This window comes from Pontibacillus sp. HMF3514, assembly GCF_009858175.1.
In the GTDB taxonomy this organism is placed as follows: domain Bacteria; phylum Bacillota; class Bacilli; order Bacillales; family BH030062; genus Pontibacillus.
In genome coordinates, this window is sequence record NZ_CP047393.1 from 1,816,647 (window position 1) to 1,830,402 (window position 13,756).

The following is a 13,756-nucleotide window of genomic DNA, read 5'->3' on the forward strand; positions in this document are numbered from 1 at the left end:
AACCTTCAAACGGACCCTTGAATGGGTTCTTTGAATAACTATTTATTGCAGTCTCTCCTTTCAAAGAGGTGAATGAACATGAGCGATTTAAGAGCAAATCGTGTCGGTGAACAGATGAAAAAAGAATTAGGGGATATCATTGGAAAGAAAATTAAGGATCCCCGTATTGGCTTTGTAACGGTTACAGAAGTAAAAGTTACAGGAGACCTTCAACAAGCTAAAGTATATATATCTGTTTTAGGTAATGACAAACAAAAACAAGATACATTAGTTGGCTTAGCTAAAGCAAAAGGGTTTATCCGTTCTGAGATCGGAAAACGAATCCGTCTCCGTAAAACGCCAGAAATCACATTTGAGTTTGATGAAGCGATTGAGTACGGAAATCGTATAGAATCCATTCTTCAAGACCTCAATGATACTTCAGATGAAGACTAGTGCAAAAGGATAGACTCTTACGGTAGTCTATCCTTTTTATTAGTAATAAAGAATACATACGTTTTATGAAAAGTATGAAATAGTTCCAATAAGGAAATGGAAGTGAGCGTTATGGATGGAATCCTGCCATTATGGAAGCCAGTTGGTATGACATCACATGATTGTGTCATCAAAATGCGTAAAATACTTGGAACAAAAAAGGTTGGTCACACCGGTACCCTTGATCCTGAGGTAGCTGGAATGTTGCCAATGTGTATAGGCATGGGAACAAAGATAGCGCAGTACGTGACTGAGTCCAAGAAGGTGTATGAAGCAGAAGTGAAGCTTGGATATGCTACAGAGACTGAAGATGCTGAAGGTGCTATTATTGACCAAAAAGCTGTTTCATCAACAATTGGACGTGAAGACCTAGAAAAAACGCTTGAGGGTTTTGTAGGAACGATCATCCAGGTGCCTCCAATGTATTCTGCTGTTAGAGTAGAAGGGAAGCGCTTATATGAGTATGCAAGAGAAGGTATCGAAGTAGAGCGTCCTCAAAGAACAGTTACAATATATGATATTTCGCTCTTATCAGATCATATCCTATATGATGCTGAAGGTAGTGCTACGTTTAAAATAAGCATTACATGTTCAAAAGGAACCTATATCCGTACATTGTGTGTAGATATCGGAAAAGCTCTTGGATACCCTGCTCACATGTCTCATCTTGTGAGAACAGCAACAGGATCTTTTGAAAAAGAAGAAGGCGTAACATTTGAACAAATACAGACAGCAATGGATGAAGGACGTATCGAAGACTATTTACAGCCTATGGAACGAGGGGTTCGACATTTAGACCGTCTGTATGTTAAACAAGAAGAGGAAGATCAAGTGTATCATGGTACTTTATTTTCTAAACCGAAAGAAATGCCAACAACAAATCCATTTAGTATGATTAGCCAACATGGTAAATTACTTGCAATCTATCAAATTCACCCAGACAAGCCCCATTTAATTAAGCCTGTACGGGTGTTCCAATATGACTAGTCGTGAACGGAAAAGGGTGAAAAGAAATGGAGATTATTCATCTTCAATACCCCCATTCATTTCAGAAAGAATCATTGCCTGAAACAGTTTTGGCAATTGGATATTTTGATGGGGTTCATTATGGTCATCAAGAAGTTATTAAAAAAGCAAAATCGATCGCAGAGGAACAAGGACGTGAAAGTGCAGTGATGACATTTCACCCACATCCCTCTGTTGTATTAAAGAAGCAAACGCAACATGTCGAATACATTACACCGATCGATGAAAAGATGAAAATTTTAAATGAAATAGGAATGGATCGAGTCTATCTAGTAGAATTCAATACAGATTTAGCGGCATTATTACCGCAAGAGTTTGTCGATCATTTCCTTATTGGATTAAATGTAAAACACGTAGTAGCTGGTTTCGATTTCTCATATGGACATAAGGGAAGAGGAACGATGGAAACTATTCCTTCTCATTCGCGAGATGAATTTTCTTCAACAGTGGTGGACAAAGTGACGCAAGATGGAACGAAAATCAGTTCTACACTTATTAGAGAGAAAATTCAAGAAGGGTCTGCACAAGATATTCAAGCATTGTTAGGGCGACCTTATGCTATTGTTGGAGAAGTGATTCAAGGTGATCAGCGCGGAAGGACAATTGGATTTCCTACTGCAAATATCAAACCAACAGATGACTTCTTATTACCGAAAGTAGGCGTCTATGCAGTTAAGGTTTATCATGGAGATCAAGCATACTATGGTATGGCGAATGTCGGGTTTAAACCTACTTTCGAAGGAGAAGCAAAAAAGCCGACAATAGAAGTGAATATTTTTGATTATAATGGAGACTTATATGGGGAAGAATTACGAATAGAGTGGTACACCCGGATTCGTGAAGAAACAAAATTCAATGGCGTTGACCAATTAATTGATCAATTGCATGAAGATGAAAGACATATTCGTGAATTTTTTGGTATCAATTAAGTAAAACCCTTGCATTTTTCCTTAAAAACATGTACCCTTATATCCGTATGACATTAACCGTCGCTTGGCAAAGCGAAGACACCGACGCTTGCTAGGGGATTGGGGATGAAAAAGAATTAGGAGGTGAATAGGATGGCTATCACACAAGAACGTAAAAATGCACTCATCAATGAGTACAAGACACACGAAAATGACACTGGTTCTCCAGAGGTTCAAATCGCTGTCCTTACTGAACAGATTACTAATCTGAATGAGCATTTACGTACGCATAAGCAAGACCACCATTCTCGTCGTGGTCTACTAAAAATGGTAGGTAAACGTCGTAATCTTTTAAATTATTTACGTAATAACGATGTAACTCGTTACCGTGAACTAATTAAAAAGCTTGGCTTACGTCGTTAATGGTAAAAGCGGGAGGTATTCCCGCTTTTTCTATAGCCAAAAATAGTACATAAGAGCGATCTTATGAACGCATAACATAATTGTGAAGAACTTTTTACTGAGAGGAGTACAACGACAAATGGCAGAAGAAAATAAAACATTCTCCATTAATATAGCGGGCCGTACCCTACACGTAGATACAGGCGAATTAGCAAAACAAGCAAACGGAGCTTGTATGATCCGCTATGGAGATACATCTGTATTATCTACAGCGACGGCATCAAAAGAACCAAAAGATTTACCATTCTTCCCGCTAACTGTAAATTATGAAGAACGTTTGTATGCAGTCGGAAAAATTCCAGGAGGTTTCATTAAACGTGAAGGTCGTCCAAGTGAAAAAGCTGTACTAGCTTCTCGCTTAATTGACCGTCCTATACGTCCAATGTTCCCAGATGGATTCCGTAACGAAGTACAAGTTATTAGTACTGTAATGAGTGTGGACCAGGATTGCTCAACAGAAATGGCAGCTATGCTAGGGTCTTCTTTAGCTCTTACAATTTCGGACATTCCTTTCAATGGACCTATTGCAGGTGTAATTGTTGGACGTGTTGATGGAGAATTTATCATTAACCCAACGATCGACCAGCAAGCCAAGAGTGACATTGAATTAACAGTTGCAGGTAACAAGGATGCTGTCAACATGGTTGAAGCAGGAGCAGACGAAGTACCTGAAGATGTGATGCTTGAAGCAATCATGTTTGGACATGAAGAAATCAAGCGTTTGGTTGAATTCCAAGAGGAAGTTGCAGCACAAGTTGCTAAAGAAAAAATCGAGGTACCACTTTTCCAACCGGAAGAGGATCTTACTGCTGAAGTAGAAGACAAAGCGAAAGAAGCTTTAGTGAAAGCTATTCAGACAGAAGAAAAGCATGCTCGCGATGAAGCAATCTCAGAAGTGAAAGACGAAGTTGTTTTAACTTATGAAGAAGCTGAGGCAGATAGTGATAAAATCGCCAAAGTTAAAGCTATTCTAGACAAAATCGTTAAAGAAGAAGTACGTCGCTTAATTACGAAAGAGAAGGTGCGTCCAGATGGTCGTAAACCAGATGAGATTCGTTCGCTTTCTTCTCGCATCGGTGTATTACCACGTACACACGGTTCAGGACTATTTACACGTGGACAAACACAAGCATTATCTGTATGTACGCTAGGTGCTCTTGGAGACGTGCAAATTTTAGATGGATTAGATTTAGAAGAATCTAAGCGTTTTATGCACCACTATAACTTCCCACAATTTAGTGTTGGGGAAACAGGTCCCATTCGTGGCCCAGGACGTCGTGAAATTGGGCATGGTGCATTAGGTGAACGTGCTCTAGAAAAAGTTATTCCATCTGAACAGGATTTCCCTTATACAATCCGTCTTGTATCTGAGGTATTAGAATCCAATGGTTCTACATCTCAAGCAAGTATTTGTGCAAGTACGTTAGCCATGATGGATGCAGGTGTTCCAATTAAAGCACCAGTTGCTGGTATTGCCATGGGTCTTGTTAAGTCTGGAGATGACTATACAGTTCTTACAGATATTCAGGGTATGGAAGACTTCCTTGGAGACATGGACTTTAAAGTTGCAGGTACAGATAAAGGTGTAACTGCTCTACAAATGGATATTAAAATTGAAGGACTATCTCGTGAAATCTTAGAAGAAGCCCTTAAACAAGCTCAGAAAGGCCGTATGGACATTCTTAATCATATGACAGAAACGATTTCACAACCACGTGAAGAGCTTTCTGAATATGCTCCTAAGATCATGAAGATGGCAATCAACCCTGATAAAATCCGTGACGTTATTGGTCCAAGTGGTAAACAGATCAATAAAATCATTGAAGAAACAGGCGTTAAGATTGATATCGAACAAGATGGTACAGTCTTTATTTCTTCTAGTGATGCAGATGCAAACGCAAATGCGAAGAAGATTATCGAAGACCTTGTGCGTGAGGTAGAAGCGGGTCAAATGTATATGGGTACAGTAAAACGTATCGAGAAGTTCGGTGCATTTGTTGAATTATTCCCAGGCAAAGATGGCCTTGTGCACATCTCTCAAATCGCAGAAGAGCGTATTGAAAAAGTAAGCGATGTTCTTGAAATTGGCGATGAAATCTTAGTTAAGGTTAAAGAAATCGACAATCAGGGACGCGTTAACTTATCTCGTAAAGATGCTTTACGCGAACAAGAACAACAGAAAAAAGAAGAAGCATCGAATAACTAATATGAAAAGAAGCTGGCTATCCAGTTTCTTTTTTTATGTGTAATGTTGATGTTTCTATTTTGGGATTAGTAGCCCATTGCTATTAAGCCGCGTACGCTATAGAAAAGTGTTCTACCTTGTCCTCCCCCATCATAGGTTTGGGGTAAGGAGGGATGAGTGTAATGCGGCGGATTATGCCTTTTATTGTTTTTATTGGAATGGTTATTGTATCTTATCAAGCTTTCGAAAACCCGTTTTCAAATGACTATATTGCTTCTATTAAAAATGTTTCTGCACCTGTATCAAATGACCAGGATGAATTGTATCAGGAGATCAAGGCTAAAGCTGAAGCGTATGCAAAGCCAGCAGAAGATGCAGTTTTGCATAAAGTTTGGAAAAAGATGCCGGGACTGAACGGAATCAAAGTAAATGTAGAAAAATCTTATAAAAAAATGAAAAAGCAAGGCGAGTTTAATGAGGACTTATTGGTTTTTGAACAAGTCCCTCCAGATGTCACATTAGAAGATCTTCCAGCAGCACCGATTTATCGAGGTCATCCTGATAAAAAGATGGTAGCATTAAACATTAATGTGTCATGGGGGGAAGACCATATTCCAACCATACTGAATATATTGAAAAAGCAACATGTTAAAGCCACATTTTTTATTGAAGGTAAATGGGCTAACAAACATGAAGATCTAGTTAAAATGATTGATGAGCAAGGCCATGAAATTGGGAATCATGCTTTTAATCATCCAGATATGAAAAACCTTAGTGCAGAAGAATCACAAAAACAAATTCAAGATACTAATAAAATATTGGAGTCTATAACGGGTAACAAGCCAAAATGGTTTGCTCCGCCAAGTGGTAGCTTTAATGAAGATGTTATAAAAGTAGCGGATGAGTTGGGGATGGAAACGATTCTTTGGACTGTAGATACAGTAGATTGGAAAAAACCTGCTCCTTCCGTTATGATTAATCGGGTAATGGGTAAAGTTCATAATGGCGCATTCATTTTAATGCATCCGACAGACCCTGTAGCAGAAGGATTAACTGATTTAATTTTGAAAATAAAAGAGAAAGAATATAAAATTGGTAATGTTACCACATTATTAGATGAGGAACGTATTTATATCACATCTCAGAAACAGACAAACAAATAGGAGGATGTAGCTTGGTTAAAAAATATACTTGCTCTAATGGGCTGAGAATCGTACTAGAAGAAATACCAAACGTTCGCTCGGTCACCATTGGAGTTTGGGTTCTTACTGGTTCACGAAATGAAACCGAAACAAACAACGGAATGTCACATTTCATAGAACACATGTTATTTAAAGGAACCGAAAATCGTTCAGCGCGTGACATTGCAGAGAGTTTTGACTCAATTGGAGGACAAGTTAATGCCTTCACATCAAAAGAATATACGTGCTACTATGCAAAAGTATTAGACAACCACGCCGATCACGCCTTAGATATTCTTGCTGATATGTTCTTTAATTCAACATTTGATCAGGAAGAAATGGAACGTGAGAAAAAGGTTGTTTTAGAAGAGATAAAAATGTATGAAGATACTCCAGATGATATTGTACATGATTTACTAGCTAAAGCATCTTTCGGTAACCATGCACTGGGTTATCCGATCTTGGGTACTGATCAAACATTAAAATCATTTACTCCAGAAAAAGCAAAAGAATTTATGAATCAATTTTACATTCCAGAGAATGTTGTAGTTTCTGTAGCAGGAAACGTGGATGAATCCTTTTTCGATAAAGTTGAATCTTACTTTGGTTCTTATACAAGTGAACATACATCAGGTCAGTATGATAGAGCTGAGTTTTTAGGTGAAGAAATTCGCCGTAAGAAGGATACGGAACAAGCCCATTTATGTATGGGATATGAAGGGTTACAAGTAGGAGACGATGATATTTATAACCTTGTCGTACTTAATAATGTGTTAGGTGGAAGCATGAGCTCACGCTTATTCCAAGAGGTACGAGAACAACGAGGACTTGCTTATTCCATCTTTTCCTATCATAGCTCTCATTTAGATAATGGTTTGCTTACGATCTATGGTGGAACAGACAAGGATCAATTACCTGTTTTGAAAGATACGATTGAGAAAACAGTGAATCAGTTTACTAAAGAAGGTCTATCTGAAAAAGAAATTACAAATAGTAAGGAACAGTTAAAAGGAAATATCGTTCTTAGCTTGGAAAGTACGAATAGCCGAATGAGTCGAAACGGTAAAAATGAATTACTATTAAACCGTCATCGCTCGTTAGATGAAATGGTTCAACAGATTGATAAAGTTGATCATACATCAATAGATCGTATTATGAAGCAAGTATTTAATGGGAAGCAGTCATTAGCGATTATTTCTCCTGAAGGAAATTAGTATATGAGCACCTGTGACAGAGTTACTTTGTAGGTGCTTACTCTATAAAGAAGATTAGTAAACACATGCGATTTCACATTTGAAATTGCATGTGTTTTTAGTTAGTTTTACTCTCTTTTAGATCTATTTTTTCATTAAATGGCAGTTATCTGGAATAAGCTGGTGCGGGGTGGTTCCGTTGCGTTTATGCAGTGCGGCGGGCTGTGGAACGGGTTGATTTTCCCCGGCCCCACACGACGTGGGGTCGTTCGATGTTGCTACAGGATGTAGCGCTCTTAGTCGAACTTCCTTGTTTATTTTACAGCTTCCTCGTCACTTCGTTCCTGCGGGATCTCGCTCGCCCTTTCTACCGGAGGAGTCAACCCGTTCCACAGCCCACCTTAGCCGAATCGTGATGAACGGAACCGCAGTGATTATGGAGAGGTGATGCTTAAGGACATCTGTTCCGTTATTTGATCTTAATATGACTTTTATGAAGAGCTTACGGACATTTATTCCGTTATTTGCATCAAATCACCTTGAAAAAACCCAATTTGTCACAAATAAGGTACCATATGTCCGTAACGACTCTCGAAATGCCTTAAAAGTTCAAAATAACGGAACAGATGTCCGTAACGTTTATTGCTCAAGAAACTAGGGTCCGTTAATCTCCATAAAAGCAAAGGGGTGAGGGAAACGGCAAACTCCCGCGGTAGAAAGGGCAGATGAGACCCCGCAAGGAGCGTAGCGTATGAGGAGGCTCAGCTGGTCTTCCGCAGGAGTATTGCCGTTTCACTGAACCCCTTATTCTTTTTCCAGCAACGGACATCCACTGCACATTATCTCAATTTCAAGTCTTCCAGATAAGGGGACTAATCTTTAATAAGCCAAGTGTATATCAGTATTGGAACAGAACTCTTACCTATCTGTTAATTTTCTAATTCAACTCGGCATGTCACCTTTATTTCGATCATATAGATAGAATAAAGGAGCGGATCGTATGAGATATCGTGATTTAAGTGGAAAAGAAATCGTCGATGTTCGCCAGGGAGCTCGCCTGGGTGTGCTAGGGCAAACAGATCTTGAGATTGATCCAGTCAGCGGTAAAATAAAATCCTTTTTAGTACCAAGTTACAAATGGTTTGGTATGAAAAAGGAAGGAGAAGAAGTACGAATCTATTGGAGAGATATTAAAAAGATTGGGGATGACATGATTATTATTGATCCTCCTGACCATTAATGGAAGAGACCTGCATTTTGCGGGTCTTTTTTTTATGGAAAGTAATAAACCTCGTACCTCACATTTAACCCTCCATCAAAGAGCTTCCCAAAGTAAATCCTCTAAACTTATTCTAATAAGGACATTCACCTTTCTTTTTCAAACCTCATAGGATATGAAAGAATCATGCGACATTACTCGGTGTAAGGTGAGGTGAAATCATGCTAACAGATTATAAAATCGCCATACTTGGCGGAGATGCAAGACAATTGGAAGTGATTCGTCGATTAAGCGAATGGGATGCCACACTGTTTTTAGTCGGTTTTGATCAACTCGATCATGGCTTTACAGGGGCAAAACAATTAAGCATAGATGAAGTGGAACCTGAAAAACTTGATGCGGTGATCCTTCCCGTACCTGGAACCAACCCAAAAGGTGTAATTGATACCATATTTTCTAATCAGTCATTAACGTTAACGAAAGAGTGGTTAAGTAAAACCCCTGAGCATTGCCTCGTGTTTACAGGGATTACGAATTCCTATCTCACTCAAATTACGCAAGAAGCCAATCGTTCGTTAATTCCACTATTTGATCGAGATGATGTAGCGATCTATAACTCTATTCCTACTGTGGAAGGAACCATTATGATGGCTATTCAAAATACAGACTTTACCATTCATTCTTCTGAAATTTTAGTTCTAGGCTTAGGTCGAGTAGGTATGAGTGTAGCACGCTCATTTTACTCGTTAGGGGCAAATGTGAAAGTAGGAGCAAGAAAGCCAGAAGATTTAGCTCGAATCCATGAGATGGGATTAACATCTTTTAACATTCATGACCTTAAAGATCACACACATGGTTGTGACATTATTATCAATACAATTCCAGCTCCTATCGTATCGGCGGCTGTCATTCAAAATATGCCGTCTCACGCTTTGATTATAGACTTAGCCTCCAAACCAGGGGGGACAGATTTTCGATATGCTGAGAAAAGAGGAGTTAAAGCCTTGCTAGCTCCAGGATTACCGGGAATTGTCGCTCCGAAAACTGCAGGAAATATTTTGGCGAAAGTCATTACGAAGATTTTACTAAAAGAATTAGGCGAAAGGAGTTCTTTTTAATGGATTTATCAGGCAAAGTAATTGGGTTTGGCTTGACGGGGTCACATTGCACCTATGAAGCAGTTTTCCCTGAAATAGAAAGACTTGTAAAAGCAGGTGCTACCGTTGTTCCGGTTGTATCTTACACAGTACAGAAGACGGACACAAAATTCGGGGACGCTGCGGATCATTTAGAGAAAATTAAAGAGTTAACAGGAGAGAAACTAATTTCAACTATTCCTGAAGCTGAACCACTAGGACCCAAACGACCACTAGATTGTATGGTTATTGCTCCACTTACAGGGAATTCAATGAGTAAGTTTGCTAATGCACTCACAGACTCTCCTGTGCTTATGGCTGCTAAAGCTACGTTACGAAATGGAAACCCTGTTGTTTTGGGTATTTCAACGAACGACGCCTTGGGATTAAACGGAGTAAACTTAATGCGTCTTATGGCTACTAAGAATATCTTCTTTATCCCATATGGCCAGGATGATTTTGTGAAAAAGCCAAATTCATTAGTGGCAGATATGACACGTTTACAAGAGACAGTGGAGTATGCATTAGAATTAAAACAAATCCAACCAGTTCTTATCCCTCATAAAGAGTAAAAATGAGGGATGTCGGTATCAACAAATCCCGAGTCTGTGGTAAAATAAAATTTAATCTAATGTAATAAAAAAGCATTGTATGGAAGGGAGAAACTATAAATGGCAAACAATCATCAATATCATGTAGCAATCGTAGGAGCAACAGGTGCGGTAGGTCAAAAAATGCTTGAAACTCTAGAAGATCGTAATTTCCCTATACAAACATTAACGTTATTATCATCAAAACGTTCTGCTGGTAAGACAGTACGTTTTCAAAATAAAGATATCACGATTCAAGAAGCTACTCCTGAGAGTTTTGAAGGTGTAGATATCGCTCTATTCTCTGCAGGTGGTGGCGTAACAAAAGCATTAGCTAATGAAGCGGTTAAACGAGGTGCAGTTGTTGTAGATAACACAAGCGCTTATCGTATGGATCCAGAAGTGCCTCTTGTCGTACCTGAGGTGAATGCTGATGATCTTAAGGAGCATAAAGGGATTATCGCGAATCCGAACTGCTCAACAATCCAAATGGTGGCTGCTCTTGAGCCGTTGCGTAAGGCGTATGGTCTAAGCCGTGTGATTGTTTCTACTTATCAGGCAGTATCAGGCGCTGGTAATGAAGCAAACGACGAATTGAAGAACCAATCTGAAGCTTATCTTAAAGGAGAAGATCTTTCAGCTGAGATTTTACCTGTAAAAGGGGATGAACGTCATTATCCAATTGCGTTTAATGCGCTTCCTCAAATTGATAAGTTCCAAGACAACGGATATACGTTTGAAGAGATGAAGATGATCAATGAAACGAAAAAAATTATGCATGCGGATAATCTTCCTGTTGCCGCAACATGCGTAAGACTTCCTTTCTTCACTTCCCATGCGGAAAGTGTTTATATTGAGGTAGAAAAGGATAATGTTAGCGTAGATGATTTCAAGCAACAGTTATCAAACGCACCTGGTATCGTCTTAGAAGATGATCCGTCTACACAAAGTTATCCTACGCCATTAAGTGCTGAAGGGAAGCGTGATGTGTTTGTAGGTCGTATCCGTAAAGACCTCGACAATGATAAAGGATTCCACCTTTGGGTAGTGTCTGATAACCTCTTAAAAGGAGCAGCTTGGAATTCAGTTCAAATTGCTGAAGAGCTTATTGAAAAACAACTGCTTACAAAGAAATAAAAAGAAGTTTTGAGGTGTCCACATGAAAGTATTAGTTCAAAAGTTTGGAGGCACTTCAGTTAAGGATGCTGAAGGACGACAACTTGCTATGGGGCATGTGCAAACAGCCCTTGATGAAGGTTATAAAGTAGTTGTAGTTGTATCAGCTATGGGCAGAAAAGGTGCTCCATATGCTACGGATACATTACTAGAATTGATTAACTTTCCAAATACAAATGTTTCAAAGCGAGAGGAAGATCTCCTCACATCATGTGGAGAGGTCATTTCGTCCATTGTGTTTTCAAATGAATTGAATGAAAAAGGTTTGAAAGCCACAGCTCTAACTGGAGCACAAGCAGGCTTCCTTACTACAGAAGATTTTACAGAAGCTAAAATAAAAGCCATGCAGCCTGAGCGTATTAAGCAGGAGTTCGAAACAAATGATGTTGTGGTCGTTGCTGGATTCCAAGGGCAGACAGAAAAAGGTGATGTGACCACAATCGGCCGCGGGGGTAGTGATACTTCTGCTGCTGCTTTAGGCGCTGCATTGCAATCAGAATATATTGATATTTTCACAGATGTAGAGGGCATCATGACAGCTGACCCACGAATTGTAGAGGCTGCTAGACCTCTAGCTGTGATGACCTATAATGAAATTGTGAATTTAGCTTATCAAGGGGCAAAAGTTATTCATCCAAGAGCCGTCGAAATCGCTATGCAAGCTAAAGTACCACTGCGTGTGCGTTCAACGTATTCCTCAGATTTTGGAACTCTTGTTACGCAATCTAGAAGTGATGGAGATGGAAAAGACATTCCTGACCGTCCGGTAACAGGAATTGCCCATTTATCTGGGATTGCACAGGTGAAGGTTACAGCAAAAGAAGAGCCTTATCAGCTCCAGTCTGATGTATTTAAATCAATGGCTGAAGCGGGGATTTCAGTTGATTTTATCAACATTTCTCCTATGGGAGTTGTCTATACAATTCCTGATGCTTATACCGAAAAAGCAACAGCTATTTTAAATAAATTAGGCTACATGCCTGAAATCACGCATAATTGTGCTAAGGTATCAACAGTGGGTGCTGGCATTACAGGTGTTCCTGGTATTGCGGCAAAGATTGTTCATACTTTGACAGATGCAGGCGTACAGATCTTACAATCAGCAGACAGTCATACGACAATCTGGGTGCTTGTGAAAGACGAAGATCTAGTGAAAGCTGTTAATGCATTACACCAAACGTTTGAACTTAACTTGTAAGGTTAACTTGAAAGGAGATGGAGGCCATGAACTTTGGAAAAGTATTAACTGCAATGGTTACCCCATTTGATAATCGTGGAAATCTCGATTTAGAAAAAACAACTCATTTAGTAGAATATTTAATTAATAATGGATCTGACGGTCTTGTCATAGCAGGGACGACAGGTGAATCTCCAACGCTAACATCAGAAGAGAAAGTCGCTTTATACAATCACGTTGTAAAAGTGGTAAATAAGCGAATTCCTGTAATTGCAGGTACTGGTAGTAATAATACACATGCATCAATAGAGCTGACCAAAAAGGCAGAGCAAGCTGGTGTAGATGGTATAATGCTTGTTGCTCCTTATTACAACAAACCAAGCCAAGAAGGTCTTTATCAACACTTCTCAAGTATTGCTAAGGAAACATCTTTACCAATCATGCTATATAACATACCAGGGCGTTCAGTTATTAACGTAGACGCAGATACGATTGTTCGTTTATCTGAAATTGACAATATTGTTTCTGTAAAAGATGCTAGCGGCGATCTTGATCAAATGACAGATGTTGTAGCAAGAACAAGTGATGACTTTTCTGTGTACACTGGTGAAGACAGTATGACACTTCCATCAGTAGCTGTAGGAGCAACGGGCGTTGTTTCTGTATCCGCTCACGTGATTGGAAATGAAATGCAGGAAATGCTAGGAGCACTTGAAAATGGAGAGGCAAAAAAAGCTGCAAAACTTCATCAAAAAGTTGTGCCAGTTATGAAAGCATGCTTCATGGCACCATCTCCAACCCCTGTTAAAACGGCTCTTCAGATGAAAGGGATGGACGTTGGAGGCGTTAGACTTCCACTTATTCCTCTATCAGCAGAAGAGCGTAATACGTTAAGTAATGCATTGAATAGTCTGTAATTCATATAATCAGAAATTTTATAAACACATGGGGTTCCATTGGGATCTCATGTGTTTTTTATTGACTTGAAGTTAGTAGGGTCTGAAGGTTATTGCTCCATTATTAAATGGA

At 39.2% G+C, this 13,756-nt stretch carries 14 protein-coding genes; all 14 read left to right on the forward strand.

The genetic code is table 11. The annotated features are described in order from the left end of the window. The first annotated feature begins 78 nt into the window (after window positions 1-78). On the forward strand, window positions 79-435 hold the full coding sequence (rbfA, locus tag GS400_RS09400) for a 30S ribosome-binding factor RbfA (RefSeq protein WP_027448332.1): 357 nt from the start codon (window positions 79-81) through the stop codon (window positions 433-435). Window positions 436-546: 111 nt separating this feature from the next. Further along, window positions 547-1,461 carry a tRNA pseudouridine(55) synthase TruB gene (gene truB / locus GS400_RS09405; RefSeq protein ID WP_160101141.1) on the forward strand — a complete coding sequence of 305 codons (915 nt, stop codon included), beginning with the start codon at window positions 547-549 and terminating at the stop codon, window positions 1,459-1,461. A gap of 26 nt (window positions 1,462-1,487) precedes the next feature. After that, window positions 1,488-2,429, forward strand: a complete 942-nt coding sequence (locus GS400_RS09410) for a bifunctional riboflavin kinase/FAD synthetase (protein ID WP_160101143.1) — start codon at window positions 1,488-1,490, stop codon at window positions 2,427-2,429. A 132-nt stretch (window positions 2,430-2,561) separates the two neighbouring features. Continuing rightward, window positions 2,562-2,831 (forward strand): 30S ribosomal protein S15, encoded by a 270-nt coding sequence (gene rpsO, locus GS400_RS09415; protein WP_160101145.1) that lies wholly within the window; start codon window positions 2,562-2,564, stop codon window positions 2,829-2,831. Between the two features lie 118 nt (window positions 2,832-2,949). Next, the gene (pnp, locus tag GS400_RS09420) at window positions 2,950-5,076 is read left to right on the forward strand and encodes a polyribonucleotide nucleotidyltransferase (protein WP_160101147.1); all 2,127 of its coding nucleotides are present in this window, start codon (window positions 2,950-2,952) and stop codon (window positions 5,074-5,076) included. 152 nt (window positions 5,077-5,228) lie between these two features. Next, complete coding sequence (locus GS400_RS09425) at window positions 5,229-6,218, forward strand: polysaccharide deacetylase family protein (RefSeq protein WP_160101149.1); 990 nt, start codon at window positions 5,229-5,231, stop codon at window positions 6,216-6,218. Window positions 6,219-6,229: 11 nt separating this feature from the next. Continuing rightward, the gene (locus GS400_RS09430; RefSeq protein ID WP_160101151.1) at window positions 6,230-7,450 is read left to right on the forward strand and encodes a M16 family metallopeptidase; all 1,221 of its coding nucleotides are present in this window, start codon (window positions 6,230-6,232) and stop codon (window positions 7,448-7,450) included. 463 nt (window positions 7,451-7,913) lie between these two features. Further along, a complete protein-coding gene (locus GS400_RS09435) occupies window positions 7,914-8,087 on the forward strand; it encodes a hypothetical protein (protein WP_160101153.1) in 174 nt (57 codons plus the stop codon). Window positions 8,088-8,429: 342 nt separating this feature from the next. After that, the gene (locus GS400_RS09440) at window positions 8,430-8,669 is read left to right on the forward strand and encodes a YlmC/YmxH family sporulation protein (protein WP_160101155.1); all 240 of its coding nucleotides are present in this window, start codon (window positions 8,430-8,432) and stop codon (window positions 8,667-8,669) included. A 200-nt stretch (window positions 8,670-8,869) separates the two neighbouring features. Continuing rightward, window positions 8,870-9,766, forward strand: a complete 897-nt coding sequence (dpaA, locus tag GS400_RS09445) for a dipicolinic acid synthetase subunit A (protein WP_160101157.1) — start codon at window positions 8,870-8,872, stop codon at window positions 9,764-9,766. Then, the gene (locus tag GS400_RS09450) at window positions 9,766-10,356 is read left to right on the forward strand and encodes a dipicolinate synthase subunit B (protein WP_160101159.1); all 591 of its coding nucleotides are present in this window, start codon (window positions 9,766-9,768) and stop codon (window positions 10,354-10,356) included. Before dpaA ends, GS400_RS09450 begins: the two co-directional genes overlap by 1 nt. A 99-nt stretch (window positions 10,357-10,455) precedes the next feature. Next, the gene (gene asd / locus GS400_RS09455) at window positions 10,456-11,511 is read left to right on the forward strand and encodes an aspartate-semialdehyde dehydrogenase (protein WP_160101161.1); all 1,056 of its coding nucleotides are present in this window, start codon (window positions 10,456-10,458) and stop codon (window positions 11,509-11,511) included. A gap of 22 nt (window positions 11,512-11,533) precedes the next feature. Continuing rightward, window positions 11,534-12,748, forward strand: coding sequence for an aspartate kinase (dapG, locus tag GS400_RS09460; RefSeq protein ID WP_160101163.1), 1,215 nt, complete (start codon window positions 11,534-11,536; stop codon window positions 12,746-12,748). Window positions 12,749-12,774: 26 nt separating this feature from the next. Then, a complete protein-coding gene (gene dapA, locus GS400_RS09465) occupies window positions 12,775-13,644 on the forward strand; it encodes a 4-hydroxy-tetrahydrodipicolinate synthase (protein WP_370519781.1) in 870 nt (289 codons plus the stop codon). The last annotated feature ends 112 nt before the right edge of the window (window positions 13,645-13,756 follow it).

Bases quoted from the DNA above. Each gene is read 5' to 3' on its own strand.
- GS400_RS09440 (WP_160101155.1), top strand. From the start codon at position 8,430: ATGAGATATCGTGATTTAAGTGGAAAAGAAATCGTCGATGTTCGCCAG.
- pnp (WP_160101147.1), top strand. From the start codon at position 2,950: ATGGCAGAAGAAAATAAAACATTCTCCATTAATATAGCGGGCCGTACC.
- dapA (WP_370519781.1), top strand. From the start codon at position 12,775: ATGAACTTTGGAAAAGTATTAACTGCAATGGTTACCCCATTTGATAAT.
- rbfA (WP_027448332.1), top strand. From the start codon at position 79: ATGAGCGATTTAAGAGCAAATCGTGTCGGTGAACAGATGAAAAAAGAA.
- GS400_RS09425 (WP_160101149.1), top strand. From the start codon at position 5,229: ATGAGTGTAATGCGGCGGATTATGCCTTTTATTGTTTTTATTGGAATG.
- dapG (WP_160101163.1), top strand. From the start codon at position 11,534: ATGAAAGTATTAGTTCAAAAGTTTGGAGGCACTTCAGTTAAGGATGCT.
- truB (WP_160101141.1), top strand. From the start codon at position 547: ATGGATGGAATCCTGCCATTATGGAAGCCAGTTGGTATGACATCACAT.
- GS400_RS09450 (WP_160101159.1), top strand. From the start codon at position 9,766: ATGGATTTATCAGGCAAAGTAATTGGGTTTGGCTTGACGGGGTCACAT.
- GS400_RS09435 (WP_160101153.1), top strand. From the start codon at position 7,914: ATGACTTTTATGAAGAGCTTACGGACATTTATTCCGTTATTTGCATCA.
- asd (WP_160101161.1), top strand. From the start codon at position 10,456: ATGGCAAACAATCATCAATATCATGTAGCAATCGTAGGAGCAACAGGT.
- rpsO (WP_160101145.1), top strand. From the start codon at position 2,562: ATGGCTATCACACAAGAACGTAAAAATGCACTCATCAATGAGTACAAG.
- GS400_RS09410 (WP_160101143.1), top strand. From the start codon at position 1,488: ATGGAGATTATTCATCTTCAATACCCCCATTCATTTCAGAAAGAATCA.
- dpaA (WP_160101157.1), top strand. From the start codon at position 8,870: ATGCTAACAGATTATAAAATCGCCATACTTGGCGGAGATGCAAGACAA.